11 protein-coding genes are annotated in these 19,749 nt (G+C 45.6%); 7 read left to right on the forward strand and 4 right to left on the reverse strand.

Annotated features, from left to right (window positions below; genetic code table 11):
* Positions 1 to 99 precede the first annotated feature (99 nt).
* Positions 100 to 1,959, forward strand: a complete 1,860-nt coding sequence (dsbD, locus tag H3U73_RS07420; RefSeq protein WP_232336211.1) for a protein-disulfide reductase DsbD — start codon at positions 100 to 102, stop codon at positions 1,957 to 1,959.
* A 77-nt stretch (positions 1,960 to 2,036) separates the two neighbouring features.
* On the opposite strand, the gene H3U73_RS07425 is transcribed toward dsbD, so the two are convergent.
* Entirely contained in the window at positions 2,037 to 2,408 is a 372-nt protein-coding gene (locus tag H3U73_RS07425; protein ID WP_370570145.1) for a hypothetical protein, read from the reverse strand.
* A 250-nt stretch (positions 2,409 to 2,658) separates the two neighbouring features.
* On the opposite strand from H3U73_RS07425, the gene recC reads away from it, so the two are divergent.
* The 6 genes from recC to H3U73_RS07455 all read left to right on the forward strand — a co-directional run bounded on the left by recC (position 2,659) and on the right by H3U73_RS07455 (position 14,867).
* Positions 2,659 to 5,883 carry an exodeoxyribonuclease V subunit gamma gene (gene recC, locus H3U73_RS07430; RefSeq protein ID WP_198190294.1) on the forward strand — a complete coding sequence of 1,075 codons (3,225 nt, stop codon included), beginning with the start codon at positions 2,659 to 2,661 and terminating at the stop codon, positions 5,881 to 5,883.
* Positions 5,883 to 9,509 carry an exodeoxyribonuclease V subunit beta gene (gene recB, locus H3U73_RS07435; RefSeq protein ID WP_198190295.1) on the forward strand — a complete coding sequence of 1,209 codons (3,627 nt, stop codon included), beginning with the start codon at positions 5,883 to 5,885 and terminating at the stop codon, positions 9,507 to 9,509. The genes recC and recB overlap by 1 nt, the downstream gene beginning before the upstream one ends.
* Positions 9,510 to 9,563: 54 nt before the next feature.
* Positions 9,564 to 9,965, forward strand: coding sequence for a hypothetical protein (locus H3U73_RS07440; protein WP_037393914.1), 402 nt, complete (start codon positions 9,564 to 9,566; stop codon positions 9,963 to 9,965).
* Positions 9,966 to 10,082: 117 nt separating this feature from the next.
* Positions 10,083 to 11,066, forward strand: coding sequence for a hypothetical protein (locus H3U73_RS07445; RefSeq protein WP_144363184.1), 984 nt, complete (start codon positions 10,083 to 10,085; stop codon positions 11,064 to 11,066).
* A 296-nt stretch (positions 11,067 to 11,362) separates the two neighbouring features.
* Positions 11,363 to 12,679, forward strand: a complete 1,317-nt coding sequence (locus H3U73_RS07450; RefSeq protein WP_084550740.1) for a DUF445 domain-containing protein — start codon at positions 11,363 to 11,365, stop codon at positions 12,677 to 12,679.
* Between the two features lie 106 nt (positions 12,680 to 12,785).
* Positions 12,786 to 14,867, forward strand: a complete 2,082-nt coding sequence (locus tag H3U73_RS07455; RefSeq protein WP_198190296.1) for a TonB-dependent copper receptor — start codon at positions 12,786 to 12,788, stop codon at positions 14,865 to 14,867.
* Between the two features lie 81 nt (positions 14,868 to 14,948).
* Here H3U73_RS07455 and H3U73_RS07460 read toward each other — a convergent pair whose 3' ends face one another.
* From H3U73_RS07460 to H3U73_RS07470, 3 genes are all read right to left on the reverse strand, one after another.
* Positions 14,949 to 15,470: a Spy/CpxP family protein refolding chaperone gene (locus tag H3U73_RS07460; protein ID WP_025329983.1), complete on the reverse strand. Its 522-nt coding sequence runs from the start codon at positions 15,468 to 15,470 to the stop codon at positions 14,949 to 14,951.
* Positions 15,471 to 15,639: 169 nt separating this feature from the next.
* A complete protein-coding gene (locus H3U73_RS07465) occupies positions 15,640 to 18,048 on the reverse strand; it encodes a membrane-bound PQQ-dependent dehydrogenase, glucose/quinate/shikimate family (RefSeq protein ID WP_084550734.1) in 2,409 nt (802 codons plus the stop codon).
* Positions 18,049 to 18,491: 443 nt separating this feature from the next.
* On the reverse strand, positions 18,492 to 19,667 hold the full coding sequence (locus tag H3U73_RS07470; protein WP_198190297.1) for a phosphoglycerate kinase: 1,176 nt from the start codon (positions 19,665 to 19,667) through the stop codon (positions 18,492 to 18,494).
* Between the last annotated feature and the right edge of the window lie 82 nt (positions 19,668 to 19,749).

Consider the following 19,749-nt stretch of genomic DNA (forward strand, 5'->3'; position numbering starts at 1 on the left):
CTTAAGGGGAGATAATGACTACCCTTCGGTTCTGCCGGTAGTCATTTTCTTTGTTGATTGTTCAGGTTGAAATTACACTGGTTACAGTGACCATTTTTTATGTATCACAATCCTACCCGTTCTCGTGTCTGTATGACTTCCCTGTTAAAACTGATGTTTATGCTGCTGGTATTGCTGCCGGGGCTGAATAGTGCAGTGCTGGCTGCGGACAATAAAAAATTATTACCGCCGGAACAGGCTTTTGTACCGGAACTGATTGTTCATAATCAGGATATTCGTGTACATTTTGTTATTGCCGACGGCTATTACCTGTACCGGAATAAAATTCAGATTACTACTGAACCGGCAGATATCTTTGGTGAAGAACAATTTATCCGGCAGGGACAGCAAAAGCACGATGAGTTTTTTGGCACCCAGCAGGTTTACTATAATTATGCAGACGCAGTCTGGCACTATAGATCAGATGCACAGACTGTTCCGTATCAGTTAACTTTATCTTATCAGGGCTGTGCAGATGCAGGAATCTGTTATCCGCCGGTAGAAAATACATTTACCATCAGCCGTACCGGCAAATATCGTATTACGCCACAATCAACGCATATTCAGCCAGTCCCGCAGGATACTTTTACTGATCCTCCGGTTAAAGCTCCGCCACCGGAGTGGTCAGGCAGCTCAGGCGGTGACAGTCTGTTTCAGCTTTCCCGCGCAACACTGATTACCAATTTAATGACATTTTTTATTGCCGGTATGGGATTGAGTCTGACAGCATGCATGTATCCGCTGCTGCCGATAGTATCAGCCATCGTCATGGGTACCCGCCGGAAAACCACTAAATTGCGGGCATTTATCCTATCATTTGTTTATGTACAGGGGCTCGCTTTTACCTATACTATTGTTGGTATTGTTACTGCCCGTACCGGTGCGTTTCTGACCGGATGGCTGCAACAGCCTGCAGTAGTGCTCGCTGCCGCAGCCATACTGGTGATACTGGCTTTATCAATGTTTGATTTATACAGTATTCAGTTGCCGGCACGCTGGCAGACGTTTTTTCAGCGGGTCAGCGGCCGCTTTCATGGCGGACATTTGCTCTCTGTGCTGATAATGGGGGCATTGTCAGCGCTGATTGTCGGTCCCTGTGTCGCACCACCTCTGGCTTTTGCACTGGGTTATATTGCGCAGAGCGGGGATGCTGCTCTGGGCGGCATGGCTCTGTATGTTATGGCGCTGGGTACGGGCATTCCGCTGATTCTGATTTCTGTATTCGGTGTGCATATTCTGCCCCGTGCCGGTAAGTGGATGATTGGTGTCAAATATCTGTTCGGTCTGATGCTGCTGGGTGCAGCTACCTATATTGCCACTCCGTTTCTGAATTACTATCTGGTAGTCACTATTTATACTTTGCTGATGCTGATACCGGCAATCTATTTAGGCTGGCAGTGGTATCATTCATCAGCACGTCAGCGCTGGTTTAATGCGATTATCGGTATACTGTTTCTGGCTTGCGGGATTGGTTTTGTTTCTGCCAGCATAATGAACTGTGTGACGCCTTTACATCGTTTTCTTACTTTAACACCGCCAAACGGTCAGCATTTCGGTCGTTATTTCGATAAGCCGGAACAATTGCGTCAGGCTATGCAAGAGTTGTTTGATGAAGATCCGAATAAGCCGGTACTGGTAGATTTTTATGCAGACTGGTGTATATCCTGCAAGGAAATGACCGCATTTACTTTAAGTAAAGCTTCAGTCAGACGGGTAATTGAAGAAAAGCGTTTTTTGCAGATTGATGTAACCAATAATACGCCGGCACAACGCAGAATGATGCAACGCTATGGTCTGTACGGACCTCCGGGATTATTTGTTGTACACAGAAACGGCTATCGCAGCCAGCCACTGATTGGCTATGTACCGGCATCAGAATTGTTAAGCTGGTATGACAAACAAGTACAAAAAGCACAATAAATTAACAGCCTCTTTGCTTGCAAAGAGGCTGTTGCACAGAGAGTTAACAGTTCATACTTTTTCTGTTTAAGTGTGTTTCAATCCTGATAATGACGATCAGCCACTTTCAAAGCGCGCCGTGCCAGTGCCAGATTGGCTGTTTTGCGGTCGAGTACCATAAACATAAACACACCTTGAACATTCTTCATCGGCCGCAATAAATAATATTGTTTATGCAGGCTGATAAGAATATCGTCTATAGCATCTTCATTGTTGTCCAGACCATAAAGACGCTCAATAGCCTTTATTTCTGAACGCACAATTTCGGTATTGCCGGCGGACAGAATGTCAAGATCCATGCCTGACGGACTAACCCCGTCTATAAACATTCCGCTTTCATAATCCACGACAGCACACGCCATGACACCTTTAGTTGCCGCTAACTCATCAATGACGCCATCAAATCTCACTGTGATATCCTTCTTTATATTGCCAGTATTTTAATTATGGCAGAGTACTTAATTACCTATTTTCCAATTTTTTCCAGCTTTTGACCAGTATTAACTATTTTTTATTAAAATTTTTTAGTTTAAATTCTGTAAATATACTTTTGTGTCAACGCAATAAAAACAGCTAAAGGCGCAAAATCATGTTTGACAAATCGCTCAAGCAGCTCCGGCACAGCTATAATAACAACCTTAACTGGTGCCGGATGCTGTTATGCTGTATGTTTATCAATCCAATCAACTATCTGATTTAGCTGCTTTGTTTGCCAGCGTATATCAGCATACCTCACCACAGTCAGCATGGGCTGCAACAGAAATCGTGGTACAGAGTCAGGGTATGCGCCGCTATCTGAATCACTATCTGGCTCAGGAGCACGGTATTGCCGCTAATCTGCATTTCAGTCTGCCGGCCAGCTACATCTGGCAATTAACTCATCAGGTATTACCGCAAACACCAGCGCTTAACCCGTTTCAGTCAGAAGTATTGCGCTGGCGCTTACTGGGATTGTTTCATAGCCCTGCGTTCAGACAACCCCAATTATGCCAAACTGCTACCGCACTACATTCTTATCTTGATAGCAGTACTCAGGCACCTTACCATCTAGCCGGAAAACTTGCTGATATGTTTGACCAATATTTAATCTATCGCAATGATTGGATAAATAATTGGCAGGAAAACAAATCTGCGAATCTGGGTGAAGATGAGCAATGGCAGGCAGAGCTATGGCGCTGGCTGAATAATGAATCAGATTTACCACACCGTGCCGGCTTAATGCAGGAATTTCTGAGCAAACTTGGTTCTGAACATTTACCCGGGCAGATATTCGTATTCGGTATTGCCACACTGGCACCGGTTTATCTGCATGCATTACAGGTAATAGCACAATATACTGATGTGCATATATTTGCGGTAAACCCGTGTGCTGAGTACTGGGGCAATGTTCTCTCAGCAGATATGCTGCTCAATAGTCAGGAAACTGACCTGAGTGTGGTTGGCCATCCTTTACTGGCCAGTCTGGGCAAACAGGGGCGGGATTTTTTTGATGCGCTCAATGATCTGGGCGAAGTAGTGTATATGCCTTCTGTCTATGCTCAGTGTGATGAAGTGGCAGATACTCTGTTACACCGGCTGCAAAACGATATCCAGTGCCTGCAACATCCGAAACAGTCTGAACCACCGTACCGGCTGCAGGAATATGATAATTCCATTCAGATTGTAGCGGCGCATTCCTGCCTGCGTGAACTGCAAATTCTCAAAGAGCAGCTGATTCAGGACCTGGCCGCACATCCGCACTGGCAGCCGCAGGATATTGCGGTACTTACACCACATATTGGGCCTTATCTGCCTTTTATCCACGCAGTATTCGGACAAACGCAGGGCGACACGCCTGCTCTGCATTACAACATCGCCGACGTTAAAATCAGCCTGCATGAACCCCTACTGCAATTATTCGAAAAACTGCTGCAACTGATGCAGAGCCGGTTTGATATTGAAACTGTGCTGCCTTTGCTGGATGAATCTGCTCTGCGCGCACGTTTTGACTTAAACGACAGCGATGCAGAACTGATTCACCGTGTCTGGAGCGAACAAGGGGTACGCTGGGGCGTGGATGCAGATATGCGTCATGAATATGGCGGACAGGGTAAGCACTTTACCTGGCAGCAGGCGCGTGAACGTACGGTACTCGGCTGGCTGCTGCCGGAAAATAAATATACGGCACTGTGGCAGCAACAGCTTCCGTGGTTCGGTGATATAGGCCAGACTGAAATTCTGGCACGCGCACAACAGTTAATAGACTGTCTGATTAAACATCATAGCTGCTGGCAAAAAGCAGCTACTATTCCCGAATGGATTGCGCGTACACGACAACTTCTGCGGGATTTAGCCGATACTGATTCTCTGTCCGGACATGCCATGCAGCAACTGGAAACCAGTCTGGCTGAATGGCAGGCGCAGGCAGCACTGGCACAATTTAATCTGACCATTGAACCGGCCATTGCAATCGAGCATTTGCAGAAGTATTTATCCACTACCCGTCAGGCCGGATTTCTGCGCGGCGGGATTACCTTTTGCAGCATGGTACCGATGCGCAGCCTGCCCTTTCGCTGTATCTGTCTGCTCGGTCTGAATGACGGCGAATTTCCCCGTACTACCAAATCTGCTGCTTTCGACCTGATTGCACAGCATCCGCGCCGCGGCGATCGTGCCCGTCGCAACGATGACCGCTATCTGTTTCTTGAATCTATTTTAAGTGCGCGCGAAAAACTGTATTTGTCGTATATCGGTAAAGATATTCGCAAAAACGAAGAACTGGCCCCCTCTGCTCTGCTTTATGAGCTGACCGATGTTCTGGCCGCCATGACCGGCTGTAATCCGCTGGTATTTAATCAGCAGCATATCATCAGACACCCGTTACAACCCTTTTCCTATCGCTATTTTAACGGCGATTTAGTCAGCTGCCGCAGTGATTACGCCACGGCACTGAATCAGAATACAGATAAGCCTGCGCCATTTTATGCAAAAATAACTGAACCGGAAAAACAGAATCAGGAAGTTGATATTGAATCCTTTATCCGGTTCTGGCGTAATCCGGTACGTCACTGGCTTCAGCAGCAGTTACAATGGCAGGCACCCTATCAGGAAACACCAGTCAGTGCAGCAGAACCGTTTGCAATTGAAAACAGTGCATCGATTTATACTGCCTATACCCGTGCACGCCGGCAGCATCTGGATTTTGCTGAGGTAGATGCAGCACTGGCAGTAAGCGGACTGGTGCCTGAAGGCGAGCTGGGCGTGATTGTCAGCCAGGTTTTACGCAATCAGACACTGGCTCTGGACAGCAGCATACTGTTCAGTCCCGCTGTCGCCGATATTGCCTTTATTTTTGAACACGAACAGTTACAGCTAAGTGGCAACATCAGCCGTTTACATCAGTGCGGGCAGCTGATTGAACGGAATCACGCCCCGACAGCACCGGATAATATTGAGTTATATCTGCGCCATTTACTCCTCTGCGCTACTGAAAGCGAAGGTGCACAGGACACATATGAGCTTTATCCGGCCAAACCGCGCATGCTGGCAGCAATGAGCCTGATTGATGCGCAAGCACAACTGGCTTTATGGCTTGAGTATTACCGGCTAGGACAAAGCCGGCCACTGCCCTTTTTTCCGAAAACCAGCCTTACCACTGCCCTTAAGTGGTATCGTAACCGGCAAAAGAAAAACCGTGCACCTGAATATGGTGCTGAAGAACGCAGTACCGCGTTTAAAGTCTATGCAGACAGCCATAACGGAAAACCGCAGGCCGACTATCCTGAAGTAGCTCAGGTATTTGGCCGCGATGAAGAACTGCCGATTGACACCCCTCTGTTCTGGCAACTGATTGAAGAATTACTGCTGCCCATGACAGCAGCGTTGGAAACCGCTGATAAATTATAATGAGCCAAGCATTAAATCCGATTACCATGCCCTTAAACGGCAGCAGCCTGATTGAAGCTTCTGCCGGTACCGGGAAAACCTTTAACATTGCCGCCCTGTTTGCACGGCTGGTGTTACTGGAACGCATGCCGGTTGACGCTATTCTGGTGGTCACTTTTACCAAAGCAGCTACAGCGGAGCTGAAAACCCGTCTGCGTACCCGCCTTAATCAGGCTCTGGCTCTGTTACAAAATAATCTGCCTGCGGAACAGAATGACCCGGTACTGCAACAGCTGATTGACTGTGCCCGCAGTCAGGATGATGATTCCAGCCTGATTCTCCGTCTGCAGGCGGCCATTACCCAGTTTGACCGTGCAGCCGTTTACACCATTCACGGATTCTGCCAGCGCGTACTCACTGATTATGCCTTTTTATGCCAGACACCATTTGATACGGAAACTATTGAAACTGATCCGGAAATGCTGTGCCGGTTTGCCGAAGACTTCTGGCGGCAGCAGGTAAGCAATAACAGCAGCATGGCCATTCTGGCCGTCGCTTACAAACTTACCCCTGCCCGGCTTATGCAGGAAATGGGACGGCACTGCGGCATGGTAGATTTACAGGTACGCCAACCGCCTGTTGCGGATATAGCCGGCATAAATAACTGCTGGCAACAGGCATGGCAGAGCGTATGTACACATTTCAGCCTTATTCAGGATTCATTCTGGCAGTTACATCAGCAACTAAATGGCAATATTTACCGCCAGAAAAGTTATCAGCAGCTTTTCACCGACCTGCAGCAGGTAATGGAAAGCGAAGTAAACTGCCATACTTTTTCATCTTCTGTACTGGAAAAATGTGCCAAACTGGCTTCATCCCAGCTACAGGAAAACACCAAAAAAAATCAAACACTCAATAATGAGCTGATAGCTAACATTGCCCCACTGGTCGAACTGGCAGAAGCTGTTACTGCCATGCTGATTGCGGAAGACAGCATATCACTGCAATTACAGCTGGACTGTTTTAACTACGTGCGCCAGTGTCTTAATCAGCACCGGCGCAACAGCCATCAGCGCAGCTTTGACGATTTACTGGCAGATCTGGGGCTGGCACTGTCTGCGGATAATCCCATGTCTGAAACACTGGCCGCAGCACTGGCACAAACATGGCAGATTGCACTGGTAGACGAATGTCAGGATACTGATCCGTTGCAGTACCGAATTTTCAAAACTGCGTTTGCCGAACAAAACCGCCCGCTTATTATGGTGGGTGACCCGAAACAGGCTATTTACCGTTTTCGTGGTGCTGATATTCACGCCTATCTGCGCGCCGCTGCCGATACCCCGCCACAGCAGCGCTATACCCTGACCACCAATTACCGCAGCCATCAGGCACTGGTACAGGCCATTGGCCGCCTGTTCAGCGGCAAAAAGCTGCCTTTTATTCTTGAGGGTATCAGCTATCCGCAGGTACAGGCACAGGCTGAAAATAACCGTCTGCATTACAGTCACAGCAATACTGTTATACCGGCGGTAGTGGTGCGCTGGCTGCATGAAAAAATAGATGTCAGCGATAAGGGGGCGGAAATTATCCCGAATAAAGACAGTCTGCGGACACGTTCGGCCGAATACTGTGCCTATGAAATTGCCGGCATGATTAATCAGGGTATGCGCGGAGAACTGCTACTGAGTAACCGGCCGTTACAGGCTGGCGATATTGCCGTATTGGTGCATTCACATAATGAAGGTCGCATGATTGCCGGCGCATTGAAACGCTGCGGCATCATGAGCGTCTCTCTTGGTAACCATTCAGTTTTTTCCAGCACTGAGGCACAAGCTGTCGAGGCTCTGTTACGTTTCTGGCTGCAACCGCAGCGCACCGAAACATTACGCTTTATCCTTGGCGGTGTACTGTTCGGCTGGACAGCAGCACAGCTGGCAGAACTGAACCGGAATGAAAATACACTGAGCGAATGGATACAGCTGGCACTGCAAACCCGCGAACAATGGCAGCAGTATGGTATTTATCCTGCCATACAGTGGTTTGCCGGCCAGACCGGCATGGAAATCAGACTACTTACGCAGCGCAATGAGCGCAGCCTGACCAATCTGTGGCAACTGGCCGAATTACTGGCTGCTGCTGAACAAACTCTGCCGACGGCCAACGCCCTGCTGAACTGGCTGACCAGTGCCATCAGCAACGAACGGTCAGCAGGTGAAAGTAGTTTGCTGCGACTGGAAAGTGATGAAGCACTGGTTAAAATTGTGACCATGCATGCTTCCAAAGGGCTGGAATATCCGGTGGTATTCTGTCCGTTTGCATGGGATGGTAAAGAGACCATTAATAATCAGGAACACTGGCAACGTCTGCATCATCAGGATAAAGTGGAACTGATTGCCAATAGTTTGCTCAGCGACAGCGACCGGGATGAGCTGGAATGCGAAAGTATGGCCGAACGTTTGCGTCTGTATTATGTAGCCTTTACCCGGGCACGCGAACAATTGATACTGTACACTGCCGCCTGCAACAATACCGCCAGTAACCCCATGGCATGGCTACTGGACGGACAGCCGGACAATACCCTGAAAGAATCCCGCCAATTCTGGCAGGAAACACATAAGCCCAATCTGCCCAGTACTTTACGTGCTGCATGGCATCAATGTCTGGCTGCCGGCAACCCTGAGCTGTTTCAATGGTGTGAAGGCAATGTAGCCCCTGCCTGTATTGATATCAGTAAAAAACCCGAACAACCTTATCGTGCGCTAACACCGACAGTACGGACTTTTCAATCCATACGCTATACCAGCTTCACCAGTCTGAGCCGGCATGATTACAGTCACCGCGAATCTGCTCCGGAAGAAGAAAAAATAGCACCTGCGCTGGATCAGGCTGAAGTACAGACTCAGCCACTGAGCCCCGATACAGAAGCGGAAACACCTGTGCTCGCATTCGAGCGCGGTATCAACGCCGGACTTTGTCTGCATGCCATACTGGAACAGACCGAATTCAGCCTGCCGGCTACTGCAACGGAACAGGAGCATATTCTCGACTGTCTGGCGCGTTATGGTTTCGACAGCCGGCACAGCACCACCATGCAGACGCTTACTGATACCGTACGCCAATGCCAGCTGTCACCACAAACCATTATTGCAAACATACCTAAAGCACAACGAGTGGCTGAAATGAATTTCATGCTGCGGGTTGCCGATTTCAGTATCGCAGATTTACAACAGTGGTTTACCCACACATCCGGATTACCGCAATGTTGTGTTCAGGCAGCACAGGAGCTGGATTTTGCTACGGTAAACGGATTTATCAACGGGGCTATCGATCTTCTAGGCGAAGACCGGCATGGTCAGGTATATGTTATTGATTACAAATCCAACCATTTGGGAAATCGTCTGTCAGACTATAACCGGGAAAACATGGACGAGGCTATTGCCAAACATCATTACTACCTTCAGGCACTCATTTACAGCATTGCCTGTGCACGATTTCTGCACAGTCGCCGGCAGCTTCCGCCCAGTATCAGCGTACGTTATCTCTTCCTGCGCGGACTTAATCCGCACAACCAGAATGGCATATGGAAATGGGATATAGACACAGCCAGTCTCAGACCATGGCTAGTAGAACATGACAAAGTATAGCAGCTGCGGTATATTAACCATTCCAGCCGTATTTTTCGCTAAGGAAGCAACAACATGCTCAACAAGCCCGAAGAATTTATCATGGCCATACTTGCCGGCATATGGGTCGTTATCACCTTTATTATCTGTCGCTATCTGCATCTGCCAACTGATACGGGTTTATTAGTTACTACCCTGACATTGATATGGGCGCTGGTATTTTTCCTGTTATGGCAGCGCGGGCGTACATGCAAAATCTGGCCGGTTTTTCTGGGGCTTCTGGTTATGTGCTGGTGGCGCGCTATTTGTTACTCATCTACCGAGATTATTCTTAACAATGATAACAGTACCTCCACACTGGTACACTGGTACGGCAGCTGGACAGCTCTGATTATTTATGCGCTGATTCCGGTCATTGCCGGTTACGGATTCAAGTGGTGGCAATATAAACGCCGTAAACCACAAGTAACGGCTTGAAGTTGCAGTTTACTGAGATAGTCTGATACATATTGTTAAAAATACAATTAATACAAAAATTCGGATTAATGAGATTATAGGTAATCAAATTAAGATTATCGCTAGGGGCTGAATAAATTGAAAAAAAATCGATTTATTGAATTTTTTAACCCACAAAACTCCCTGAAGCTTTCGTTAATTTATTTAACTATCCTTTATCTTTTCGGGACGCTTTTGCGACCACCTTTCTGGTATCCCTATTTTAACACTGACATTGAATTTCTCTTAATTTATGGCTGCTTATATCTCTTTGGTCTTTTATTAATATGGATATTCGGGTTAACAATAAAACAGATTTTTTCTTCATACTTTAATGATAAACACAGTCCGAATAAGACACCATCAACCGTTACACTATTGTGTTATTCAATCAGTAATTTTCTGATTTGTGTTTTCTTTATTTATTTACAATCAATCACATATCAAGTTTTCATTTATTTCAATAATTTCCTTGTTTTTATTTATACCTTTGTTAACAGCATTGGTGCTTTTATTATTTTAATATTTAAACTTATCTGTCAGGTTTTATCATTTAAACGTCGTAGAACAGTTTCTGCTTCCGATAATTCATTAGCCATCAAAAAAACTAACACTGACCAAAAAGCCAGTACGGGTAAATTCAGTATTAAAAAGTTGCTCATTTTTGCGGCAGTTTATTTATTTGTGCTGACTTGCAGTAACAGCTTAATTGGCAGAGGATTAATGATTCCTTACTTTGAAGGCGACATACTTAATATCCTCTCTGTAGTAATGTTTCTGTGCTTTATACTTTACTGGATTGATATATTACTGGCCTTTGCTCTCGCTATCAAAGATAGTGTTACCCCAAAAAATCAAGTTGCATGGTCTGATTTATTCAATTATTTAACTTACAGCTCGGTCTATTATTTACTGGCACTCACTATTTTATATCCACTAACAGGCGAATTATCTGGCGCAATAGCCGAAGAGCAATTCGAAAATATATGGCTGATTAACTATTCGCTCTATATAATTTTAAATTATATTGGCGTACTCATTATTTTGTCGGTAAAAGCATTCCAAAAACCATTACCCGAATAATCAGTTTCCAGTAATGATTTATACCAGCTAAAAAGCACAATGTTATATCAATGAAATATTCATGGAATATTAAATAATATGTATTATTTAATATAGGGTCCGGGTAAAAAATTTATTATAAAATCAAATCCAGCTAACGATACCAACCTTTAACTACCGGCTATTTCTCCCTTATTAAGATTGATACTTTTATTCAGTTGAGTAAATTCAGGAAATCACACCGGCAACAAGACCAATTAACCAGTAAGCTTATATACTGAAAAATTTTATCCGGATATCTGAAACACACCGATATTATGAACACAGCCACTATTACCAGTCTGATACAGCGCCAGCGTCTGCGACGCATGCGAATACTGGCTACCAGTTTGCTGATTATTGCCTGTGTTTTATTTGTTTTAAGCTGCCTGCTGCAAAAACAATATCCGGCTCTGGTCTATCTTAAAGCATTTACCGAAGCCGCCATGGTAGGTGCACTGGCAGACTGGTTCGCAGTTACTGCCCTGTTTCGCCATCCCCTTGGTCTGCCTATTCCTCATACCGCAATTCTGCCTCAGAAACAGGAAAGAATTGCCAATGAATTCGGACATTTTATTGAAAATAATTTTTTACAGGATAAAGCAATTGCCGGACGCATCTATCGTATGCATCCGGCCAGAAGAACCCTGCAATGGCTATGTGCTCCGCAAAATCAGCAAAAATGGCTGCCTGTTCTGACCAGCCAGATTCCGCTGCTGTTAAATACCGCCAGTGCCCGTGAAGTAGCCGGATTTTGCAGTCAGCTGCTAAACACCCAGTACAGCGGTGCCCGTCTGGGCAAAACACTGGCAAACTTTCTTCATTTAATCCATAAACAAGGTATTGATACACTGCTGATACGATCTTTACTGCAACAAATACGCCAATGGCTGCAAAACGAACAGACACGGGCACAACTTGAAAAAAGTCTGTTATCTTGGGTAAGTAAAATTGAAAAAAGCGATCCAAGTACATGGGATAAATTTAAGGCTTCGCTGAAAACGACACTGACTGCACGTATTGATGACTGGGTCGCCGGCAAAGCACTCGATTGGGCAGACTCCTATATAGATGCGGTATTGGCGAACCCAAAGCATTCTTTCTGGCGCGCCTGCCGAAAACAGCTTCTCGTTACCGAACGCAAATTACGTCGCAGCCGGAGCTGGCACAGATGGCTTGCGGCCGGACGGCAGCAACTGCTGCGCTCTACAGCATTGCAACAAAGCATAATGGATTTATGGGATAGTTTTGTGGCATGGAGTGAACACGATACCAGCCAGAGTAATTCATGGTGGCAGCAGCAGCTTGGCCGGTTATCTACCCATATACAGCAGCAAGCCATGCAAAACCCGCGATTTATGCAGCGTCTGGATACCCGAATTACATTGTGTGCAAAACTCATCACTCGCCAGTATAAAAATCGCGTCAGTCAGTTCATTGCCGATAAAGTCAAAAGCTGGGACAGTAAACAAATGGTTGATAAACTCGAATTGAGTGTCGGGCGTGATTTACAGTTCATTCGTATCAATGGCACGCTTGTTGGCGGTTGCATCGGTCTGCTTATTTATATTGCATCTCAATGGATAGCCGCCTGAACATACATAGAATTACATTGAGTTAAAAAATTAAATTTATTCAAAGATTCATTTATATTTTTTAAGATATAATAAATTACATTATTTCAGCCATTCAGGCACTCCCATGCATTATCGTGACAAATCTCTTTTTTTCTTAGCTCTGTCCTGTCTCATTTCTACAGTTCGTGCCCAGCCACAATCAGAAAACACAGAACCGCATACAGCAGAATTAAGTCCGATAGTGGTGGTCGCTTCAAAACAAAATACACCGGGTGTTGAAATAATCAACCCCAAAACAGCCCTTCAGCCTTTACCGGCACAGGACGGTGCTGATTTACTTAAATCAGTTGCAGGAATGAGTGTCACACGTAAAGGTGGCAGCTCAGGTGATCCTCTGCTACGCGGTCTGGGCGGTTCACGCCTGCTGATCAGTGCTGACGACCAGTTTGTACTGGGCGGCTGTCCCAGACGCATGGACCCGCCCACCTCCTATCTGTTTCCGGCCAGCTACGACAGAGTCATTATTACCAAGGGACCACAAGCAGTTAATCAGGGGCCGGGAATGATTAGCGGTTCTGTACGTTTTATCCGTGATGAAAAACCACTATCTCAGCCTACTGCCAAATTAGACAGTGCCTTTACAAAAGGATCATTCGGGCGCAGTGATGCTTATATCGACGGTACACTAGGTAATCAGTACGGCTGGCTGCGGCTTAATGCCAGTCACAATGAGTCTAAAGATTACAAAGACGGTAATGGAGACACCATTCATTCTGCATTCAAACGCAATAATCAGATGGCTCAGGCAGCTCTTACCCCATTTACTGACACCCTGCTGGCTGTACAATATGAACACAGCACCGGTCATGCCCGCTATGCCGACCGCAGCATGGACGGCACCCAGTTCGACCGCCATGGCTGGTCAATGAAATTGCGCCAGCAAAATATCACCAACTGGCTGAGTCAGCTACAGTTTGAATATGGTCGCAGCAAAATCGACCATGTGATGGATAATTTCAGTCTGCGTACTCCTGCACCGATGAAAATGGCTTCCGGTATGAGCAAAATGGCATCGGATATGCCCAATATGAATGGTATGCATACCACCATGCCGGTACGCCGCATGTATTCAGTAATGAATCCTTCGCGTGAAATAAAATCAGCTAAATTGTCAGCACAAATAGAGCTGGGAAATACACACAGTGAAATCGGTGCAGACTGGCAGAATGATGAAGTCAGCACCCGGCCTATGGTAATGAGTACCAATAAACAGCAGGCAGAAAATTATTACAAACTGCCCTTTATCTGGAACCAGACTTATAAACGGCACGGTGCCTATATTCAGAGTGAATGGAATATAAATGATAATAACAGTCTCTTTGGCGGTTTTCGTCATGACTGGACCAGTACCCTATTTAATCCGCAGAAAAATGCCATTGCCTCAAAGTATTTGCACCAGCATCAGGGACTGAATGCCGGCTTTATCCGTCTGGAACACCGTAACAATAAACTAACCAGCTATCTCGGCTATGGTATTGCCGAGCGTGCTCCTGATTACTGGGAACGCAGTAAAGCCAACGGCGAAAAATTGCGTAAGGAAACCAACCATGAAATCGATGCCGGTTTAAGTTATCAAGGTAACAGCATCAGCAGCTCAATTGATATTTTTGCAGGACAAATCAATGATTTTATTCTGATTGAAAGCATTAACAGCAAAAATTCAGCCCGTCAGATAGATGCGCGCCGCTATGGCTTCGAAGCCAGAACCAACTGGCAGTTCGCACCACACTGGAATCTTGGCGGCAGCCTCGCCTATACCTATGCCAGTAACCGCAGTGATAAACGACCACTGGCACAAACCCCGCCACTGGAATGGCGTACTTACCTCAACTGGGAAAACGAGCATTTCAGCGCCGGTGCCTTGTGGCGTGTTGTTACTAGTCAGCACCGCTATGCCAAAAATCAGGGCAACATTGTTGGCATGGACTTAGGTCAGAGCAGCGGCTTTGGGACACTGGCATTAAATGCCGGCTGGAAACCCGGTAAAAATATGCTGGTACAAATCGGAATCGACAATGTCTTTAACAAAACCTATGCCGAAGCAGTAAATAAATCTGCTTATGATTTTGATACCTATTCCGTACAACAATACCGAGTTAACGAGCCAGGACGCACACTGTGGGCACGGGCACAGATTAAATTCTGATAAATATTTCTTATCAAAGAAAAATAAAAACCCCGCAATGCGGGGTTTTAAATCACAAAACCGAACTACAGTAACAATAAATTATCGCGCTTTGGAGTGCAGCAACTTCTGTTGCTGACGCAAACGCCAATATTGCTGTTGCTGTTTCGGAGTCAGAATCTGATAGATATCATGTTCGCGTTTTAACTGTAAAAAATCATAATCAGCACGTGCCTGTTGCTGTTCAGCCCAAAGACGCTGTTCCTGTGCAATCATATTTTTAGCTTTAACATCATCAAATTGCTTATTTAATACCAGATTTTTACGCTCCTGTTGCAAATTAGCCAGAATCTGACGATTTTCATTGCTCATAAGCGGACGCTGGCTGGCATACTGATGATCAATTTTCTGTACCAGTGCCCTTTGCTGATTACTTAAATTCAACTGAGGCAAAATTGAATGTGGATTTACCGGACCCAAAACCGGTTTCTGCTCATGCACAACCACTGTTTCAGTTTCAGTGACTACTGCTGTCGGCGGCTGTTCTGTTCCAGCAGCAGCAAAAGCACCCATACTCATTGAAGACAAAGCAGCAAGCGTTACTACACGGATAAAAGTTTTCATAACACAACTCCTTGTTATTTGAGTTAAGAATACATTCATATTTAACAAACAGTATTTCATAGTAGTATGTAAAATCATGAATATAATTGAAATTAATTAGTAAACAATTTTATTAATTCTTTAAAAAACAGCACCCGTCCCAGGTGCTGTTTTTTAGTGCTGGTCAGATTTACTTTTTATCCGGCAACGCATAAGCAATTACATAGTCACCAACATCATTTGAATGGCTGGTACCACCGGCTGAAATAACCACATACTCCTTACCGGTTTTCGGAGAGACATAAATCAGCGGAGCAGCAACCGAACCCACTGGCAGGCGTGCTTTCCAAACTTCCTTACCAGTTTTGGCATCTATTGCACGCAGATAATAATCCTGCGTACCGGCAAAAAATACCAGACCGGAGGCAGTGGCTGTCGGACCACCCAGCGTAGGCATACCAATCGGCATTGGCTGTTTTGTCTTAATATTCAGAGGCCCGGTATCCTGAACTGTGCCCATTGGCACCTGCCATACTAGCTGCTTGGTGTTCAAATCAATGGCACTCAGCGTACCAAATGGCGGCTGCTGACATGGTACACCCAGCGGAGATTGCAGAATGTCGATTTTCACACCGCCATAAATACCGGCAACCTGCGGCCGAATCGTACCCATAAATCCCGGTACTTCATCAGTAGAAACCTTGAACTGTTTTGCCTCCTCACGGGTAACCAACTGCATACGCAGTGCCATGCGCATATCATTCACAAACATCAGATTCCGTGATTCATCAATTGAGATACCACCCCAGTTCATGCCGCCAAGCAGACTTGGCCATTCAATATACGGCTGTGCACTCGGTGGCGTAAACCGGCCTTTGTATACAGAATTCTTAAACAGAATACGGCAATATAACTGATCAAACGGTGTGATACCCCACATACTGCGTTCAGTCAGCGGCTCATTACCAATATTGGGCATACCCACAGAATCAGGCTGCGTAGCAGACAAATGTTCACCTTCGGCTGCCGGAGCTGTAGGTACAGGGCTTTCCACAACTTTAGTGACAAATTCCCCGTTTCGCCGGTCAATTACAAAAATCTGCCCGGTTTTAGTAGTTTGAATCAGAGCAGGAATTTTCTGGCCTTTATCATTAGTAACATCATACAGTACAGGCTGAGAAGGCAAATCATAATCCCATACATCATGGTGAACCAGCTGACGTACCCAGCGTAATTTACCGGTGCTGGCATCCAGAGCAACTACTGCTGCCCCGAATTTTTCCTTAATATGATTGCGGTCACCACCCCAGTAATCCGGCGGTCCATTGCCGGTTGGTAAATAAACCAGATTCAGTTCTTTATCATAAGTAGGAATAGTCCAGACATTAGGTGTTTCAAGTGTGTAATTCTGACCGGGCTTAGCCAGACCTTCAGGTTTACCAATATCCCATGTCCACACCAGCTTACCGTCACGTACATCAAATGCCCGTACCGCACCAGATGGTTCACCATGAACAATATCGCGAACCCAGCCGCCTACAACAGTTAAATGTCCCATCATTACAGGCAGAGAAGTCGGATGATAGCGCTTACTGTTTTCAGTCGGCCCCATATAAGCCTTGAGATTCACATAACCATTGTCACCAAAACCCGGACATAACGTCCCTTTATCTGCATCCAGAGTAAACAGACGTGCATCCACTGTAGATACAACAATTCTGCGCCGGCATACAGACTGAGTATAAGCGGCTTTTTCAGCATTGGTCAGGCTATCATCCTTATCCATATCATAATAGCCTACCCCGCGGCAGGTTACATGCTCCGCAGTACGTGCTTTAGGATCAAAGCGCCAGATTAACTTACCGGTATCCGCATCAATTGCAGATACCAAATTTTCCGGTGTGCATGAATACAGTTTGTCACCAATCTGCAATGGTGTATTTTCGTCTACACCGATTGCTTTACCGGAAGTACGGCGGCCAGTATGAAATGTCCATGCTACCTGCAGATTACGCACATTATCCGGATTTATCTGAGTATACGGCGCAAAGCGGGTACCGCGCTGATTTCTGCCAAAAAATGCCCAGTCAGACGGATTTTGAGCATTTTCATGTGCCGCATCAGCATTCTCACTGATATTAACCTGATTACGAATCTGACCATGCGGATAAAACGACGCAATCAGCGTGGCCAGTAAAGCCAGAAATATAACAACACCGCTAAAATTATAAAAACGGCGGCCGGAAGCTGAAACACCCTGAAAGCCACTGCCTGACCACAAAGTCATCATAAGAAACAGTGCAGGTATAACCAGACGCGGCATCAGAGCCCAATAAGTTAACTCCGTTGCATCTGTTAATGCCCAGATTAGCGTTGCCACGAACACTGCCAGCGAAAACAAGGCAGTATAAGACTTACGCAAACCAACCATTATCGCAAGTACCAGATAAGCAATACCAGCCAGTAAATAATAGCCGGAACCGCCCAGTATCAATAGCTTAATTCCGCCATAGCCTAGCGCCAGACCGCCAGCCAGCAATATCAATACAAGCAGCCAGCGTGGCAGATTACGCCAGCAACTTCCTGAAGAACCAGACATCAACTACTCCTAACCTGAATGTGTGAATAAATATTGCTAACCAACATGTAAAGTACATAAAACTTTACTTATCAGGCAGCAATATTTTTAAATTATTTAAAATTAGTTATTTATAAATTAATAAATACAAAAAGATACTTTAAATAAACATAAATAAATTAAAATTTACAAAGTAACTAAATTATTAACCTTTAAATAAGCCATTGTCAAAAAATTAACACTCAGTTTTTTAATACAGGAGGGATGCCCGAATAATGTACTTATCTCAGTACAATCCGAGTTTTATTCACATACAACAAAATATGTTTCTGCCTGAAAGAAGTTAACTTCTTATGTCATTGAATCATCATAAAAACAACAGACATGAAAAAAGCGAAATTGCGGTATTAAGCAATTTCGCCTAAAAAAGCATCCGTAACGATGCCGATAAATAAAATTAGCAATCAGGCTCGTGCAGTCAGCGCAGCAACGGCCGGTAAAGTCTTACCTTCAAGAAACTCCAGAAATGCTCCGCCACCGGTACTGATATAACTGATATCATCAGTAATACCAAACTGAGCAATTGCAGCCAGCGTATCACCGCCACCGGCAATTGAATAAGCATCACTATCAGCAATTGCCTTTGCCAGCACCTTAGTACCATGAGCAAATGCAGCAAATTCGAATACACCTACAGGACCATTCCAGACAATCGTTTTTGCCTCTTTCATCATCTCAGCCAGTCTCTGTGCTGATTGCGGACCAATATCCAGGATCATATCGTCTTCGGCTACATCGGCTACGTTTTTAATTTCAGCAGCTGCATCAGCAGCAAAACGTTTGGCTACCACCACATCAACAGGCAAAGGAATATCACCGCCCTTAGCAGCTATCTTAGCCATAATCTGCCGTGCACTATCAACCAGATCAGCTTCAGCCAGCGATTGCCCTACAGGCAGTCCCTTTGCCAGTAAAAATGTATTGGCAATTCCGCCACCTACAATTAAATGATCCACATTATCGGCCAGACTTTCCAGAATCGTCAGTTTAGTTGATACTTTACTTCCGCCCACAATAGCCACTACCGGAGCCTGCGGATTCTGTACTGCATGAGTTAACGCATCCAGTTCGGCTGTCAGCAGCATACCGGCACAGGCCAGCGGTGCAAATTCTGCCACTGCGGCTGTAGATGCTTCTGCACGATGTGCAGTACCAAAAGCATCATTAACATAGACATCACCAAGCGCAGCATAAGCTGTAGCCAGAGCATGGTCATTTTCCTTCTCGCCGATATTCAGACGAACATTAGGCAGCATGATTACATGTCCGGCCTGCACCTGTGGTTTGTGTTCACGCCAGTCTTCTGCCACACTGACATTCTGACCTAATAATTCTCCTAATCGCTGCGCCACCGGAGCAACACTGTCTTCCGGTTTTGGAGCGCCGGCTTTCGGTCGTCCCAGATGTGTCAGCACCACAACAGCTGCACCCTGCTGCAAACAAAAACGAATCGAAGCTAAAGAAGCACGAATACGCGTATCATCAACAATAACACCATCTTTAATAGGCACATTCATGTCTACCCGAATCACAACGGTCTTGCCAGACACATCCTGATCAGCTAACTTTTTAAACAACATGGTTGAGTTCCCGCAATAAAAAACGCTGATAAATTTGCTATATCACTCCGTACCTCCCAAAGAATGACAACATCAGCGCATC

It is taken from the genome of Snodgrassella sp. W8124, from assembly GCF_016100875.1.
In the GTDB taxonomy this organism is placed as follows: Bacteria; Pseudomonadota; Gammaproteobacteria; order Burkholderiales; family Neisseriaceae; genus Snodgrassella; species Snodgrassella alvi.